Origin of the sequence: Virgibacillus tibetensis, assembly GCF_036026595.1 — a bacterium.
GTDB lineage: Bacteria > Bacillota > Bacilli > Bacillales > Amphibacillaceae > Virgibacillus_P > Virgibacillus_P tibetensis.
Genome location: NZ_JARZFX010000003.1, coordinates 14,143 through 29,220, shown reverse-complemented (window position 1 = coordinate 29,220; position 15,078 = coordinate 14,143). Strand labels below are relative to the sequence as shown.

Here is a 15,078-nt window from a genome sequence, read left to right as displayed (position 1 = left end):
TTCATAAATTTCAGTGGCGGGGCTGGATACTCAACATTTAAAATTCGTATAATGACATTTCCTCTGTGGAAAGGAACCTATTATGAAAAGAAAAATAATTATTGCCAGTATCGGTTTACTAATGCTAATTGTTTCAAGCGCAGTTGTTTATAACTTTTTTCCCAGTGCGAATACCCTTCAATCGATAAATGATGCAGGATTCTTAGATGACCAAGCAGCAGTTGTATATTATTCCACCACAATGGATTCAAAAAACAGAAAAGGATTTGTTGTTTTCATCGACCATCAGGGGGAGACGCATGCAATGGAAACAGAAGGACTTGAATTAGGTCGACTGGGCTATTCAGACAATAGTGTTTTTTTTCAGGACGAAACGAAGAACTATATGTTTACAAGTCAATTGGAAGAAGAAGACAGGGGAAAAGTCCAATATACAGGTGACTATGTTGGCAAACTTAATAGCAGTCAATCATTTTTTTCTATATTTAACAGCGGTATGGGGGACGATGGTGAAACATATCAATCCGATATCTATTGGCACCATGATAACGAATTGAAAGAAGATGTATTACCTTTTTATATTGAATCCAGGGGAAATGATGATACTACTATTTATACGGTGCACAGAGAAGATCTGGAGTCTAAGGAATTCACACTATCACAGACAGAACTTTCGAACCATGCTGACACACGTCAAATTATGACTTGGGAGACAATCAATATGGCCACCCCCGTTAGTAATATACATGTTTTAGAAAACAATATATATTATCTGGAGGAGTCCTATCAGGAAGATAAAACATCAATTCAGTTAATGGAATTAAATCTGGAGACAAAGAAAGTAACTGATTACTCTATCGTAGATTTCATGTCAGAAGAAGAACATTACGAGGCATTACCCTATGATACGAAAAAAAGTGGTTATCTGTATGGGAACACATTTTATTATATTGATGGAACTGGTCTGGTTTATGCAACAGATATAGAGTCAGGTGAAACGGAAGAAAGTTTCATGATTGAAGATACTGCCCGCCACGGGGACTTTGTCCAGGTTGATTGGAAAGATGAAAAACTCTATGTTTATTATAATAATACAGGTGATACTGTTGATGCTGGATTGGTATCGTATAACGTTGAATCTGGTGAAAAATTAGATACGATTGAAATTAACGGTTTGGAAGAGATAATTGGAATGAATGAGGCGCTGTTTTCTTATGATCTTCTTATTTTAGATTAAACAATGTAAACTCAAAGACCCCTTCACAATTTATGTGAAAGGGTCTTTGAGTTTTCTATTTCATCATTTGTTTAACAATTTCTCTGTTTCGCTTCTTAAATACGTCATTATGCGAAGAAACCATACCTACTTTATTAGCATCCGGATCGATAAATTGTTTGGCTTTGTTGACAGCATTTGCCGCATCCTGGAAAGCACCTGCAATTAAATTTAGTTTTCCTTCATGTGCTAAAATATCACCTGCAGCATAAAGACCAGACACCGACGATTCGCTGTTCGCATTCCCAGCTACAAAATAATTGTCTTCGATTTGTATATTTAAATCACTATTTTTAAGTAAGGAAGTATCCCGGTCATAGCCATGATTCACAATCATCTCATCAAGCGGTAAATAGGATACCACCCCTGACTCCAGATTCGTAAGCTGCACTTTCTCAATTTGCTCATGGTCTTTACTTGCAATCAGTTTGGTTATCTGGGTATTGAACAAACAGACAACCGAACTGTTTTTTAATTGGGTAGCTAGGGCTTCATGGCAAGTGAAGCTGTCTTTTCTGCAGATAATAATTACATCTTTGGCAATAGGTCTCAGTTCATTTGCCCAGTCTATGGCGGAATTTCCTCCACCAGATATAACTACTGTTTTATCTTGGAAGCTTTTTAACGCCTTCACGGTATAATTCAGATTGGAAATCTCAAATCTTTCAGCGCCTTCAATTTCCAATTTTTGCGGGTTAAGAATTCCACTTCCAACAGCAACAATAACAGTTTTGGAAAAGTGAACCGCTCCGGATGCCAGGCGTAATTCAAAGATATCATTCTCATTTTTAGTGATAGCATCCACTTTTTCATTTAATACAACGCTCGGATTAAAAGTTATGCCCTGGTCAACAATTTGTTCTATAAACCTTGCCCCTGATATTGGAGGCTGTCCACCAATATCCCAGATCATTTTCTCCGGATATACATGAACCTTCCCACCAAGAGTGGGTTGGTATTCGATAATTTTTGTTTTCATTTCTCGTAGTCCACTATAGAAAGCTGAATACAATCCAGCAGGTCCTCCACCAATTATGGTTACATCATACAAATCATTATGGTCCAAAACTTTTCACTCCTCAACGCCATTGTGATTGATTATCATTCTCATTTAACCATACACTATTTTAACAGCATTGAAAATAGTTATTGACAAAATAATAGTTAGCCAATAACTTTTAATCAATTGATAGTGAGAACTTATCAGCAAACGTATTCCTTTGAATAGAATGGAGGATAACAATGTTCCGGTTATATACAGAATCGCTCAACATCGGTTATGGTGAACAAATAATAGTGAAAGACCTTAGCATGGAGATTCCTGACAAAAAAACATATGGGGTACCGAATGGCCGTTCGTCTTAGCAATTCTGCCTTGGCTGATTATACTAATACCATTTACTTTGTATAAGGCTAATCGGTTAAACATTCTTGGTTTAATTGGTGCACCCTATTTTATGTATTTACTGCTGAAGAAATAATGAACACCACAAGTGACAGAATACAATGAAGCTACAAAAATACTGCATTAAACAAAGACAAGGAGTCGGTGGATACCTTGTCTTTTCTTTATATTGATTTAAATAGTACTAGTTCGAGACCAATTGAAAAAATCATCTACTTCCTATCCTGCTTTTAAAGTATCTGGACGGATAACAATTTGATCCAAACTGCAAAATAACTGATTCTTTGTTATTCTTATGCTAAGAGAATCTAATTAAATGTAAGCAAGGGGGAAGAGATGGATGACTGATTGGAACAAAGAACTACATATATATCTGCTTGACAATATAAATACAATTACTGAGGAATGGCTTGCTCTCAGGGACTTTACTGGAGGATCAATTTATTCTAAAGATGCAGGAACCGAAGCAGAACAGACACTTCGGGAACAAAATAACTTGACGAACCATACAATTGTGAGCAGTCTTCTCAGTTCCAAGGGGGATTTTGAAGAAAACAAATTAAAATGGGCACAGCTTGTTGCTGAAAGTCGTGTCGCTTCTAATACTCCGCTGCCGGATGAAATCGAGGCATTGAGCTGGGTTCGTAAAGTATTTTACTCGCAAATTAAACGGTTTGTGGAAGTGCGGGAAGAAACGATACCAAGTGATGCAATTCTGACCTGGGGAGAGACGATCAACCTGGCGTTTGACGAGTTGGTTATTGCTTTCACACGCACGTATTCAAAACTCATGAACAACCGTCTATCAGCCCAACAGAGTCTGATCAATGAGATTGGCACACCAATTATCAAACTCAATGATTCCATTGGGGTTCTCCCACTGGTGGGAGAAATTGATACCTTTCGTGCAATGACCCTTTTGGAAATGGTCCCTAAAAAATGTGCAGAGGACACCATTGCAAAACTATTTATCGACCTATCGGGCGTATCAATAATTGATACGATGGTTGCTAATCAAATCTACCAAGTGATGCGCATTCTCGGTCTGCTCGGTATAGAAGTCACTTTCACCGGAATTCGTCCAGAAATTGCAAAGACATCGGTACAGCTCGGACTGGATTTCTCCAACATGACAACATTCAGTTCCCTGCAGCAGGCTTTGAAAAAAGAACATTATACGCTGACAGAGACGGACTGAATTGTACCCTGTAGGGAAACGCATTCTAGTCGAAGGTTTTTTTAAAAGAATACAAATAGTATGGAAAACTTAAAAATAAGCAAATAGAATAAATAGTATAATATAGAAGAAAATCAAGTAAGTACATTATGGATTGAACTTGCTGGGAAGGAGAGTGCATATGGATAACCTTGTCTTGTTTGACGGAGAATGTAATTTTTGTGACCGGAGTGTTCAATTTATTATTAAAAGAGATAAGAACGCACGATATAAATTTGCCTCACTTCAAGGAGACGCTGGCCAAGAAATTATTAGACAGCACCAAGTCCCTGCCGAAATGGACAGTCTCATTCTTGTGGAGAATAATTCATGCTACTATAAATCTTCAGCTGCCTTAAGAATTTGCAGAAATTTAACAGGGGGATGGAAGTTACTCTCACTTCTCCTGCTCGTGCCAAAACCAATTCGTGATTATCTATATGAAATTATTGCGAGAAACAGATACAAATGGTTTGGAAAGAGAGACAGCTGCACCTTGCCGTCTCCGGAAATCAGAAAACGATTTTTATAAAATGTACTGGGGGTAACATGATGGACAAAGTAGTCTTAGCAGGAGGGACAGGTTTTATTGGTAATTATCTGGAAAATAAATTTACAGAGCGCGGGTATGAAGTCAAAATTATATCCAGACAGGATCAGCATATTTCCTGGGACAATCAAACGGAGATAACAAAGGCGTTAGAAGGTGCTGAGTTGCTGATCAATCTGGCCGGGAAGACAGTGAATTGCCGATACAATGAGAAGAACAAGCATGAAATCATGAATTCCAGGGTCAGAACAACTAAAATACTCGGGGAGTCTGTTCTGGCATGCAACCAACCACCAGAACTCTGGATAAATTCCAGTACCGCAACCATTTACAGGCATGCAGAAGATCGTCCGATGACAGAGGATGAAGGTGAGATTGGCAGCGGATTCTCGGTCGATGTAGCCACAAACTGGGAGCAAAGTTTCTTTGATTGTGACGTACCACAACAAACGAGACAAATCGCCTTACGTATAGCCATTGTATTAGGAAAAGGTGGCGGAGTCATGAAGCCTTATCAAAACCTGGTAAGACTCGGTCTTGGCGGCATTCAGGGAAAAGGAAACCAGAAGTTCAGCTGGATACATATTGAGGATCTGTTTCAAATCATTTTGTTTTTAAAAGACAGAGACGACTTAACTGGTGTTTTCAACTGCTCATCTCCTGAGCCTGTAAGTAATCGGGTGTTAATGGGGAAACTGCGAACTGCAATGAATGCACCAATTGGATTACCTGCACCTAAATGGATGCTGGAAATAGGTTCCGTACTGATTCGAACGGAAACAGAGCTGGTATTGAAAAGCCGCTGGGTGTTGCCAAAACGACTGGAACAAGAAGGCTACGCGTTTAGATTTGGTACACTTGATCAGACGCTGGAGGATATACTTGGTAAGTGACAGGGATTTTAGCATCGATATCAGGAGCAGTTTCCCCACGGCTTGACGTGTTAAGGACTGTCCTTTTTATTTTTGTGAAACTATTTCATAACTGATCCGTTATACAATATGAAAGTATTTATACATAAGGAGTTAGAGTGCATGGACACAAAGAGAATACGTGTGGTAGACGGTATTAGAGGGTTATGCCTTTTGGGAATTTTGCTGGCTAACATGCTGGTGTTTCAATATGGCATACTAGGAAGGGAAAAATTGGAGTCATTTGGGATATCCAGCTTTGATCAGGTATGGCACTGGCTGCTGCGCATTTTTATTGAAGGAAGCTTCATGCCTATTTTTGCCTTCTTGTTTGGGTTTGGGATGGTTAAGTTAGCAGAAAGTCTGAACAGAAGAGGGCTTCGTGTAAAATGGACACTTGCAAGACGGGCTATTGGCTTATTAGTGCTTGGAATACTTCATGCTATTTTCATATGGGAGGGAGACATCCTTGCTGCCTATGCATTAGCATGTCTGTTTTTGTTGCTGTTTGTAAATCGCAGAAAAAAAACCGTACTCATTTGGGCAGTATTATTATTATGCCTTACTTCCCTCATCAGCTATGGTTCGTTTAATGAGTTGAAAGAGATGGAGACTGCTGGGATTGAGACTTACATTGAAGAAACTACTTCAATCTATCAAACTGGTACTTACGGAGAAATCATTAATCTGCGACTGGATGAAGAGTATATGATTAAAGCAGTGGGATTGTCAGGAGGAAAGGTAGTCCTGATCATGCTGTTGATGCCGATCATCTTTGCACCAATATTTTTATTCGGCATGTATGCGGCCAAGGCGGACTGGTTTAGAAACTATAAGGATTCGAAGCAGTTTTACTTAAAAGGTGCGTCGCTGTTTATCCCCGTAGGCGTCTTATTTCATAGTTTGTATTTCATATTAGCTGAGCAGAGCTGGACAGGGATTATTTTTACACTGAGTGGGGTGATTTTACCTTTAGGGTATATCTTTCTCATTGCATATTTTTATCCACGACTTACTAAACTGCATCCTTATATAGAAGCTGTTGGTAAGTTGTCACTGACTAATTATTTGCTGCATTCAGTAATTTGTACATCAATTTTTTACGGGTATGGGTTTGGCCTGTTTGGAAAAATAGGTGTGTTTGCAGGAGTTCTGCTTTCACTAGTGATTTACACCGTGCTTGCTGTTTTGAGCGAGTTCTATTTACGCAGGTGGAAGGTTGGTCCTATGGAGCGTTTTCTTCGAATAGGAACGTACCTGACATTATCCGGAAAGCCAAAAAACAAGAAGATGTTGAACGAAAAAACAGCGTCATAATTGGAAGGGATGGGTTGAGGGGGAGATAATCCCCTTATTCCTCGGCGTTCTCTACGCAATTTTTGCACACACATACTCTTCCCACGTCTGCTTCAGAAATTTTTTCAAATATGTTTGCTGGAAAGGACATGGTGGTACACCAGCAAGCCTTATCTGGATTATTCATCTCACAATTATTCAGCTCGCCGCAAATCGGACAGCTTTTCTGCATAAGCATGCTCCTTAATTTATAGACATTGTCTTCGATCTGTGCAGAACATGTATAGGGAAGAGTCACATGAGAGTGACTCTTTCCTATACAACTTAAAATTCTTCATAAACTGCCGGATCCTGATCTTTTAACCTGCCATCTGATCGAGTTAAGTCAGAGATGGTCGTCATTTCTGTTTCACTTAGTGAAAAATCAAATATAGATATATTTTCAAGCTGACGAACAGGTGAGGCTGATTTAGGAATTGGAATGGATCCGAGCTGATGATGCCAGCGCAAAATGACTTGGGATATTGTTTTATTATGCTTTGTAGCTATTCTTCCAATCGTGTCATTTTCAAGGATTGTATTTGCACGGCATAATGGACTCCATGACTGGGTTTTTACATTGTTTATCGCATGCCAATTCCGCTGTTCTTCCTGGTTGAAAAACGGATGCAGCTCCACCTGATTCATGCTTGGCAATACGCCAGTTTCTTTTTTCAGACGCTCAAGATGTTCGGGTAGGAAATTACAGACCCCAATAGAACGAATCAGCCCCCATTTCTGCGCATCAATCATTGCTTGCCAAGCTTCAACATAGTGATTCCGCTGAGGATTTGGCCAATGAATCAAATATAAATCATAATAATCCAAGTTTGCCCGGTACAAGGACTCCTGAATAGTTGTAACAGCCTTATCATAGGTTTGATAACGTCCAGGCAGCTTAGAGGTGATTTTTAATTTTTCTCTTGAAATGGTACTACGGCGGACTGCTTCTCCAACGGTTCCTTCATTTTCATAATTATAAGCCGTATCAATCAGGCGATAGCCGTTATCAATGGCACTAACGATTGCGTTGACACCTTCGTTTCCGTTTAGCTTATATGTACCAAAACCAATTGCAGGTACGGCCAATCCATCATTTAGTGTAACTTCTGGAATGGATAGATGCATAATAATCGCTCCCTTCATTAATATAGTAAGATTACCACCATTTGGAATCAGGCTTCAACTAAATGAACCGGGATTGTAGTGAAAATTAAAAAAGTTTTTCGAATCTATTTAAAATTCAAATATAAAAGCTATAATGATAACTAAAGATAGTAACCAGGAAAGAGGGACATAATGAAAAAAACATATATTTTTTTATAATGTTGTTTATTGTAGTTGCAGCTTGCATTTTAATTTATAATAAATTCTTTTCACCCTGGGATGTTACGGGGAATGTAGTAGGAATTATACAAGTGATAAAAGTGTATCTATAGAAGTTAAAACAAGTTCTTTTTTTGATAACCAGAAATATAGAATTACAATTGACAGTAAGAGTGAAATTTTCTTTAATGATGAAAATATTGAATTTGTTGATCTTAATCTAAACCCTACCAATGAATATAGTATAAAAGCCGCTACAGGTAAAATCGCATTATACTCTGATCCACCATTACTTAAAGCAAGGGTTATTGAGATTTATGAAAGATGATAAAATAAATAATTTTACGCGCTTTTTTTATGAACTAACAGCTGTGTCAATAGATTAGTAGGATGTGGATAGCGTTATACTGACAATTTATTTAAAGTAGCTTATGACACAGGAAGTCTTGGAGTCTTAATAACAAGACATTATAAAACTTTGGGGGAGAGATTTACATGCTATTGAAAGTAGGAGATATTATTACGTTTGAGCGTTCTTTTACAGTAAGGGATGTTGAATTATTTACAGAGATTTCAGGTGATCAGGGGAATCATCATTTAACCCCCGATGAACAGGGAAGACTTGTCATTCAAGGGTTATTAACAGCAACGCTCCCAACAAAAGTAGGTGGAGATCATAACGTACTTGCTCGTACGATGAATTTTGAGTTTTTAAGACCTGTGTTTACGGGAGATACAATAATTTGTGAAGTTAACATTGAAAAGCTTGAAAGGAGAGAAAATAATAGAACAGCTATTAATGCATCCTTTCTATGTGAAAATCAGAATAAGAAACTAGTATTGAAAGGAGATTTTTCAGGAGTAATACTATAAATTATTTATTTCTATTTTAAATTAACAGGGGGCTTAAATAGTATGAAAAAAGCATTTCCCTTTTTTTTGCATTAATAAGCTAATCTTATATTATGAACGGTTGCAAGATTTAAGTAAGAGGCTTAAGGGAGGATTTCAATGGGGAAATATTTGTTTTTGATTTTATTATTTTTAATGCTATTTGTTGGTTGTAGTCAAGGTTCTGATGAAACTGACATAATCACAGAAAAGATTGATGAGGAATTAGGAATAAGTCCTTATATTCCAAAAGTAGAATTTCCAATAGGAACAGTAATAGTTAGTTATGACTTTAAGGTAGAGAATGAAGAAACAGTAAAGGGAGAACCGAAAAGTGCTGTTATAGAATATTTAGTTTCAAAAGAGAACTCATTGGATGAAGAAACTAAAGAAGAATGGGAAGAGAGTGAAGTAAAAAAAGTCATCTATGGTGAATTATATACAGGGCAGTCCGCTATTCAAATGACCATTTCGAAAGATGCAATAGGAGAAATTTCTGGTGCAGACCAAATAGATATAGATGGACATGAAGTTCAATATCTTTTAGTACAAGAAGATGTAGATTTGGTAATAATGGCAATGGATTTTAATGACTATGGTTATACGGTTCAATATAGCTTAGTTGAAGGTGAATCAGAAGAAGATGCAATTTCATTCTTAAAAGATATTATTAATAACACCCAATAAGTTGATGTATGCTGCATGATCTTGAGTTGTGCGATCATAGTTTTATGCTGATTTACAGGGAGCATATAGAATAGTTATCTAATTAGTAACTAAGTCTGAAAAAAGTGATTTCTAAATTGAACTTTACAGTAAAATAACTATTGTTTGTAGCCTCTTATTGTTTTGCTTTCCTTTAATAAGGAACAGCATCCTTTGTTCAACTAAACGTAGCGGGATTGTCTAAGAAGACTATTTAAATAGGAGGCGGATGATGCATAAAAGAAACCGACCACTTGTTATTTCTATTGCTGGAGTTTCTGGTGCAGGAAAAACAACGATTTCTAAACAATTTAACCAGAGATTGCAGAATTCTAAAGTGCTTTTTTTTGATGAATATGATTTTGATGGGCCTGATGACATTATTGATTGGGTTGACAAAGGAGCTAATTATAATGAGTGGAACTTGGCGCCGTTAATTAGAGATTTAGAAGCGTTAATTGCTGATCCATTAGACTACATTGTGCTAGACTTTCCGTTTGCTTATAAACACTCTAAGATAAAAGAATTGATTGAATTTGCTGTGTATATTGATACTCCATTGGATATAGCAATGGCACGTCGAATAATTAGGGATTTTAAAAATAGCTCTAAAGAAAGTATCTTGAATGAAATGGAAAACTACATATCTCAAGGAAGGCGGGGGTATCTTGAAATGATAGTGTCGATTAAATCAAATTCAGACCTCATTGTGGAAGGAACACTATCGGCAGATAAAATTGTAGATAAAATACACGAGACAATTTCAAAACGATAAAACATCATATATAATTAACGGTTTTGCCCTAACAGGGGCTTTCCTTGAATAAGGACAGCATCTTTTGTTCAACTAGACGTAGCAGGATTGCTTAATAAAGAATTAGAAGATTATGTTAAAATACACATATGAATGAGGGGGAAAATTATATGGTTTTTGAAACATTAACTGGACAGCTTTCGGTTGTGATTACACTTGCTTTTGGAGTTTTGCTAATTATTTTATACCCCTTAATAAATAAGGAAAATAAATACTTTGCTTGGTTTAGTCTTATTATAGGTGTAATAGTTTTATTGCTGTTATTATGGTTCACATTTGGCAACGAGGTAGTTAGACATCAGATATTAAAATATGGTCTCCATTAGAAGATCTTATTAAATAACGGGTGTTTTCCTTAAAGAAGGTAATTGACCATTATTCCTTAAAATCAACAGGAAACTAATAAAATATAACGTTTTACTTTATACAGAGATTTACGTACTGAAGGCTTTCGAAAAGAGGTTAATAATTGGATAATTTTAAGCAGTTATACATCAAATATGAAAAGCAGATTTATAAATAGTTGTTCTATTTATCAGGAGACAAATTCGTTGCTGAGGAATTGACACAAGATACATTTTTTCAAGCCTTTGTATAACTAATGTAATAAGAGAAACTTATCGCTTTATATAAAATGTCAGTATTTTAACTTATTTGCATTATGATTTAAGATTAGTAGTGTAATACAAAAAGCCTGAGATGAGGTATGCAAAATGAGTATCGATTTTCATAACAAAAAAAATCAAGCTACTTATACAACTCGAACTGCTGACAAGTCGTGGATTGAAAAAATAAAAAACCTTGTACCTATCGAAAATATTTCTAATGCTTTAGATGTTGGCTGTGGCGGAGGAATCTATTCCAAAGCTTTATCGGACATAGGTGTGGGTTCTGTTACTGGTGTCGATTTTTCGGAAGCAATACTTAAAAGCGCAAGAGACAGTTGTAGAGAATATAAAAATGTTATTTTTAAACATGGGAATGCTCTTGAGACAGGTTTAGATAGTAACAGTTATAATTTGCTACTTGAAAGAGCATTGATTCATCACATTGAAGATCTGAAAGCCTGTTTCAAAGAAGGTTATAGAGTATTGAAGAACGAAGGATTTTATATTATACAAGACCGTACTCCTGAAGATTGCTTATTAGAAGGTAATGATAGTCATATTAGAGGGTATTTCGCTGAACTCTTTCCAAAATTAATTGAAATGGAGACCAAACGCAGATACAATAGTAAAAATGTAATTGACTCCCTACAGGAAGTTGGGTTCAAGTCTATAGAAGAATTTAAGTTGTGGGAAACAAGAAAAGTTTACAGTGATAAAAACCAACTACTAAAGGATTTATCTGAAAGAACTGGAAGAAGTATATTACATGGATTAAATGATGAAGAATTGAAACTTCTAATAAGTCATATAGACAAATCGTTATCAACAAATACTAATATAATTGAAAAAGATAGATGGACAATTTGGAAAGCGGTAAAATAGTAACGTTGATCAGACATAGATTGTGAAGAAACGAACTTAAAGTAACAGGTGCTTTAATTAAATAGTGATTGCGCCCTTCTTCAATTAACGCAGCAGAAGAGTTGAAGAATGAAATATTCTTCTAGAGGAATAATACCTACAATAAACAAAAAAAAGGAGTGACTTCTATGAAGAGAAAGTCAGTTTTGCTCCTTTGTATCTTCTTTTTTATTACTACGACATCCTATGCTGACTACCCAACAAAAACCAAAGCAACAAGAGAGAATTTGTTGGAAGATGCTGTAATTGACCTGAAAATTATGAGTGTAGAGACCCAGCATAAAATCACTTTTTTTATTGAAGTAACTTGCTTTAACATAATAAGGAGATATGTCGGTATGATGGAGACTCCTGTACTAACAAAGCAGGTTAATTGAATTATTTTGCTTTATCAAAATGGTCGTTAAAAATGGAGTGGGAGTTTTATGAAAAGATTAGTAATTATTACGGTAGGTAAAACCCATAGTGGGAAAACAACATTTGCGAGAGCCTTAGAAAAAGAGTTAAATAACTCCTTTGTTTTGGACCAGGACAACCATGCTGAATTTATAAATACATATTATAAGAATTTACAACCAAGACGAGGACCTAATAATCTTAAACATGCTCTCTCAAAGTTAATTGTCGATTATGCCAAAGAACACACTAACTCTCACTTCATTATTTGCAATTCAAATCGAAGTCGAAAAGGACGATTGTATTTGCTTGAAGAGTTGTTTAGTAAAGATGAGTTTATCCGTATCTTGGTTCATTTTGATATTCCAGATGATGTTCTTCAAGAACGAGTTACTCGAAGTCAACGAAGCACAAATATATTTAGGGGTGCTTACTCTAATTTTGAGGAAGTGCTTGTTCGGCAACAGGCTGAAACTATAAAAGAAGATGTAACAGACCCAGTAGAAGGTGAAGCAGACCATTTATTTGTAATTAAAAACACCGACAAAGTTGATTCTGTTATTAAAGAAGTTGTACATATAGCTAATTGCTTATGATTATTCTTAGTGTGATAATTTAGGTGATGTGTACTCATTTCAAGGAGCTTCAGATTTCTAGCTCCTTGTACTTATGTTTTCCTAATTAAAACTAGGGAGTTAATCCTGTCAAACTAAAGCACCATTAGCACAATAAGAAGAGTGATATCTCTACGTTAAAATCAAAAACTAAAGCTACTTGAATAGCAATTTTAACTTATAGAATTTAAATATTAACAAAAGCTATTTATTAATCTAGTGTAATCAAAGGAAGGGTTCTTGTGAATAGAAGGTTGTTATTTATCACTGTTTTATTGTGTACCATGTTAGCGCCACTCATTTCAAGCGCTCACGTTAAATGGTTTACCGAAGAAGCAGCTTCAAAGGAAAGTATTGTAAATATTTTATCGCCTTTTTTCATCGCATTTGCTCTATTAGTTGCTATTGTTTTAGCTACAATACCTCAACTTCTTCCTAGCTTGATGAATTTAGAGATAGCGAAAAAGATCGAGGAAAAACTAGCAGGTTTGCGCATATATTCAGGACATTTGTTAAAATACGGAACAGCTCTCGCATTAGCAATTCAATCCTTTTCAGGATCTATGTTTGCACCTGAATTTAGTATAACAGAACCATCGCAACAAATTGCATTTTGGTTTGCGATAGTTTTACTACTGATTCCCCATCACTATGCGACAAAATTAGCTTCTATCGTACTCTTGAGTTTGTTTATAATGGTTTGGTCCTACACAGGATGGTTCCATATGCTTGATTATGGATTTTATATGGCTATTTTCTTCGTGTTATTAGTAGGGAAGTCAAAATGGGAAAATTGGGGATTTCCTTTCTTATATCTGGGTACGGGGCTTTCACTTTGTTGGGTTGCTGTTGAAAAATGGGTGTATCCAGCTATGACGCTAGATATTATTGAGCGTCACGCTGTTCCTACTTTTGGATTTGAACCGTCCATTTTTATTGTGATGGCTGCTTTTATTGAATTTGTTGTTGGTTATTTACTTGTTGTAGGCATACTAAATCGACTTTTAGCAGCACTGGTCACGATATTATTTATACTCACATCTATGCTCTTTGGAATTACTGAGATTATTGGTCATGCCATGATCCACATTATCCTGCTTATTTTTATCATTGAAGGTGTTTCTTTTTATTACCCTCCAATCAAGATGCACAAATCTAGAATAGATCAAATGATATTTGTTTTCCTTAATTTCTTATTTGTCTTGGCTACCTTCATTTTGATTTACTTTCGTTTTGCTTAGAGCTACCTTTTTGTTTATTCGTTTTCCATTAACCTGCCCCTTTATTTCGATAAAAAAGTGTTAAGATCTTTTTTGAAGTATTGTATCAGTTAGTGGAATACCAAAAGCTACCCGACATATTGAAGAATTAACTAATATAATGCTATTGAAAGTCCTAAAATACTCGCTTTTATTTTAGGTTGAAGGTTTCTTTTGCTACTGGACGCTATCCAAAGAAAATTAGAAGCTTTCAATAAAACTATAAAAGGACTCCCATTTAGGAAGTCCACTGTATGCCATAACCCTTCGGTTAAAGGGTGACTTTACTTAATTCTAATCTCTTGTTTTGGAGTCATGATTGTCCTCATCGGTACCTCCCCCCCCCGCTTTGTTGTCCGACGCTCCGCCAGCAACAGCACCTGTAGCAGTTCCAAATGGATCAAGAGCAGAAGCTATGGTATCTCCAGGAACAGCACCTACCCACTTCCTACTGCCTTGCCAGCATCGTTATCGTCACGTTTGTTGATATCAGCCATCTATTTCACCCCCTCGTTTTTTATAGGGAAGTGCTATTGATTTTGTGGCACTGTCCCGTAACATATAGTGTCCAATAGGGACAAATTTACGAGGAGGGATTAATGAGCAGCATCTGTAAATTTTTTCTTCCTTCAACTCTTCTGCCACGTTATCTAAAGAAAGAACGTCGTATATTAAAAACAGATTAAGAACCTGCGAAATATAAGCTGTTTCGCGGATTCCAAGGAGTAAACAATGAAATCTAAAATTACGTTTATATTATCAGTATCACTAACGTTTATTAGGTAGGGGAAGTACTCTCCCCCGAATACTCTTATGCAAACCTGCATGACCTATCGGTATATTGGAGATAC

The 15,078-nt window shown here is 36.3% G+C and carries 15 protein-coding genes and 3 pseudogenes; 15 read left to right on the top strand and 3 right to left on the bottom strand.

Annotated elements, in window-relative coordinates; genetic code table 11:
* The first annotated feature begins 82 nt into the window (after positions 1–82).
* Positions 83–1,237 carry a hypothetical protein gene (locus QGM71_RS08400; protein WP_327607091.1) on the top strand — a complete coding sequence of 385 codons (1,155 nt, stop codon included), beginning with the start codon at positions 83–85 and terminating at the stop codon, positions 1,235–1,237.
* A gap of 55 nt (positions 1,238–1,292) precedes the next feature.
* Here QGM71_RS08400 and QGM71_RS08395 read toward each other — a convergent pair whose 3' ends face one another.
* Positions 1,293–2,342, bottom strand: coding sequence for an NAD(P)/FAD-dependent oxidoreductase (locus tag QGM71_RS08395; protein ID WP_327607090.1), 1,050 nt, complete (start codon positions 2,340–2,342; stop codon positions 1,293–1,295).
* A gap of 176 nt (positions 2,343–2,518) precedes the next feature.
* Between QGM71_RS08395 and QGM71_RS08390 the strand changes: the two are divergent.
* The 6 genes and pseudogenes from QGM71_RS08390 to QGM71_RS08365 form a co-directional block, all read left to right on the top strand.
* Positions 2,519–2,608: pseudogene (locus QGM71_RS08390) on the top strand (iron-enterobactin transporter ATP-binding protein); the annotation flags it as partial.
* Positions 2,608–2,715: pseudogene (locus QGM71_RS08385) on the top strand (iron ABC transporter permease); the annotation flags it as partial. The pseudogenes QGM71_RS08390 and QGM71_RS08385, both read left to right, overlap by 1 nt.
* A 306-nt stretch (positions 2,716–3,021) precedes the next feature.
* Positions 3,022–3,879, top strand: coding sequence for an STAS domain-containing protein (locus QGM71_RS08380; RefSeq protein ID WP_327607089.1), 858 nt, complete (start codon positions 3,022–3,024; stop codon positions 3,877–3,879).
* A 160-nt stretch (positions 3,880–4,039) separates the two neighbouring features.
* Positions 4,040–4,429, top strand: a complete 390-nt coding sequence (locus QGM71_RS08375) for a thiol-disulfide oxidoreductase DCC family protein (protein ID WP_327607088.1) — start codon at positions 4,040–4,042, stop codon at positions 4,427–4,429.
* Positions 4,430–4,446: 17 nt separating this feature from the next.
* Positions 4,447–5,340: a TIGR01777 family oxidoreductase gene (locus QGM71_RS08370; protein WP_327607087.1), complete on the top strand. Its 894-nt coding sequence runs from the start codon at positions 4,447–4,449 to the stop codon at positions 5,338–5,340.
* Positions 5,341–5,481: 141 nt separating this feature from the next.
* Positions 5,482–6,675, top strand: coding sequence for a DUF418 domain-containing protein (locus tag QGM71_RS08365; protein WP_327607086.1), 1,194 nt, complete (start codon positions 5,482–5,484; stop codon positions 6,673–6,675).
* 34 nt (positions 6,676–6,709) lie between these two features.
* Here QGM71_RS08365 and QGM71_RS21820 read toward each other — a convergent pair whose 3' ends face one another.
* Together QGM71_RS21820 and QGM71_RS08360 are read right to left on the bottom strand one after the other, a co-directional pair.
* A complete protein-coding gene (locus tag QGM71_RS21820; RefSeq protein ID WP_407703007.1) occupies positions 6,710–6,886 on the bottom strand; it encodes a cysteine-rich CWC family protein in 177 nt (58 codons plus the stop codon).
* Positions 6,887–6,978: 92 nt separating this feature from the next.
* Positions 6,979–7,821, bottom strand: a complete 843-nt coding sequence (locus QGM71_RS08360; protein WP_327607085.1) for an aldo/keto reductase — start codon at positions 7,819–7,821, stop codon at positions 6,979–6,981.
* A 693-nt stretch (positions 7,822–8,514) separates the two neighbouring features.
* On the opposite strand from QGM71_RS08360, the gene QGM71_RS08355 reads away from it, so the two are divergent.
* The 8 genes and pseudogenes from QGM71_RS08355 (at position 8,515) to QGM71_RS08320 (ending at position 14,209) form a co-directional block, all read left to right on the top strand.
* Positions 8,515–8,892: a hotdog domain-containing protein gene (locus QGM71_RS08355; protein WP_327607084.1), complete on the top strand. Its 378-nt coding sequence runs from the start codon at positions 8,515–8,517 to the stop codon at positions 8,890–8,892.
* Positions 8,893–9,030: 138 nt separating this feature from the next.
* On the top strand, positions 9,031–9,597 hold the full coding sequence (locus QGM71_RS08350) for a hypothetical protein (protein ID WP_327607083.1): 567 nt from the start codon (positions 9,031–9,033) through the stop codon (positions 9,595–9,597).
* 241 nt (positions 9,598–9,838) lie between these two features.
* Positions 9,839–10,390, top strand: a pseudogene (locus QGM71_RS08345) (zeta toxin family protein); the annotation flags it as partial.
* A 149-nt stretch (positions 10,391–10,539) separates the two neighbouring features.
* Entirely contained in the window at positions 10,540–10,755 is a 216-nt protein-coding gene (locus QGM71_RS08340) for a hypothetical protein (protein WP_327607082.1), read from the top strand.
* A gap of 387 nt (positions 10,756–11,142) precedes the next feature.
* Entirely contained in the window at positions 11,143–11,919 is a 777-nt protein-coding gene (locus QGM71_RS08335; RefSeq protein ID WP_327607081.1) for a class I SAM-dependent methyltransferase, read from the top strand.
* A gap of 167 nt (positions 11,920–12,086) precedes the next feature.
* Positions 12,087–12,335: a hypothetical protein gene (locus tag QGM71_RS08330; protein WP_327607080.1), complete on the top strand. Its 249-nt coding sequence runs from the start codon at positions 12,087–12,089 to the stop codon at positions 12,333–12,335.
* Between the two features lie 48 nt (positions 12,336–12,383).
* Entirely contained in the window at positions 12,384–12,950 is a 567-nt protein-coding gene (locus tag QGM71_RS08325) for an ATP-binding protein (protein WP_327607079.1), read from the top strand.
* 260 nt (positions 12,951–13,210) lie between these two features.
* The gene (locus QGM71_RS08320) at positions 13,211–14,209 is read left to right on the top strand and encodes a DoxX family membrane protein (protein WP_327607078.1); all 999 of its coding nucleotides are present in this window, start codon (positions 13,211–13,213) and stop codon (positions 14,207–14,209) included.
* The last annotated feature ends 869 nt before the right edge of the window (positions 14,210–15,078 follow it).

What these genes read in the sequence shown, in the direction of transcription:
- QGM71_RS21820 (WP_407703007.1), bottom strand. Translation starts at nt 6,886, where the DNA reads ATGCAGAAAAGCTGTCCGATTTGCGGCGAGCTGAATAATTGTGAGATG.
- QGM71_RS08325 (WP_327607079.1), top strand. Translation starts at nt 12,384, where the DNA reads ATGAAAAGATTAGTAATTATTACGGTAGGTAAAACCCATAGTGGGAAA.
- QGM71_RS08380 (WP_327607089.1), top strand. Translation starts at nt 3,022, where the DNA reads ATGACTGATTGGAACAAAGAACTACATATATATCTGCTTGACAATATA.
- QGM71_RS08355 (WP_327607084.1), top strand. Translation starts at nt 8,515, where the DNA reads ATGCTATTGAAAGTAGGAGATATTATTACGTTTGAGCGTTCTTTTACA.
- QGM71_RS08365 (WP_327607086.1), top strand. Translation starts at nt 5,482, where the DNA reads ATGGACACAAAGAGAATACGTGTGGTAGACGGTATTAGAGGGTTATGC.
- QGM71_RS08375 (WP_327607088.1), top strand. Translation starts at nt 4,040, where the DNA reads ATGGATAACCTTGTCTTGTTTGACGGAGAATGTAATTTTTGTGACCGG.
- QGM71_RS08370 (WP_327607087.1), top strand. Translation starts at nt 4,447, where the DNA reads ATGATGGACAAAGTAGTCTTAGCAGGAGGGACAGGTTTTATTGGTAAT.
- QGM71_RS08340 (WP_327607082.1), top strand. Translation starts at nt 10,540, where the DNA reads ATGGTTTTTGAAACATTAACTGGACAGCTTTCGGTTGTGATTACACTT.
- QGM71_RS08350 (WP_327607083.1), top strand. Translation starts at nt 9,031, where the DNA reads ATGGGGAAATATTTGTTTTTGATTTTATTATTTTTAATGCTATTTGTT.
- QGM71_RS08400 (WP_327607091.1), top strand. Translation starts at nt 83, where the DNA reads ATGAAAAGAAAAATAATTATTGCCAGTATCGGTTTACTAATGCTAATT.
- QGM71_RS08330 (WP_327607080.1), top strand. Translation starts at nt 12,087, where the DNA reads ATGAAGAGAAAGTCAGTTTTGCTCCTTTGTATCTTCTTTTTTATTACT.
- QGM71_RS08360 (WP_327607085.1), bottom strand. Translation starts at nt 7,821, where the DNA reads ATGCATCTATCCATTCCAGAAGTTACACTAAATGATGGATTGGCCGTA.
- QGM71_RS08335 (WP_327607081.1), top strand. Translation starts at nt 11,143, where the DNA reads ATGAGTATCGATTTTCATAACAAAAAAAATCAAGCTACTTATACAACT.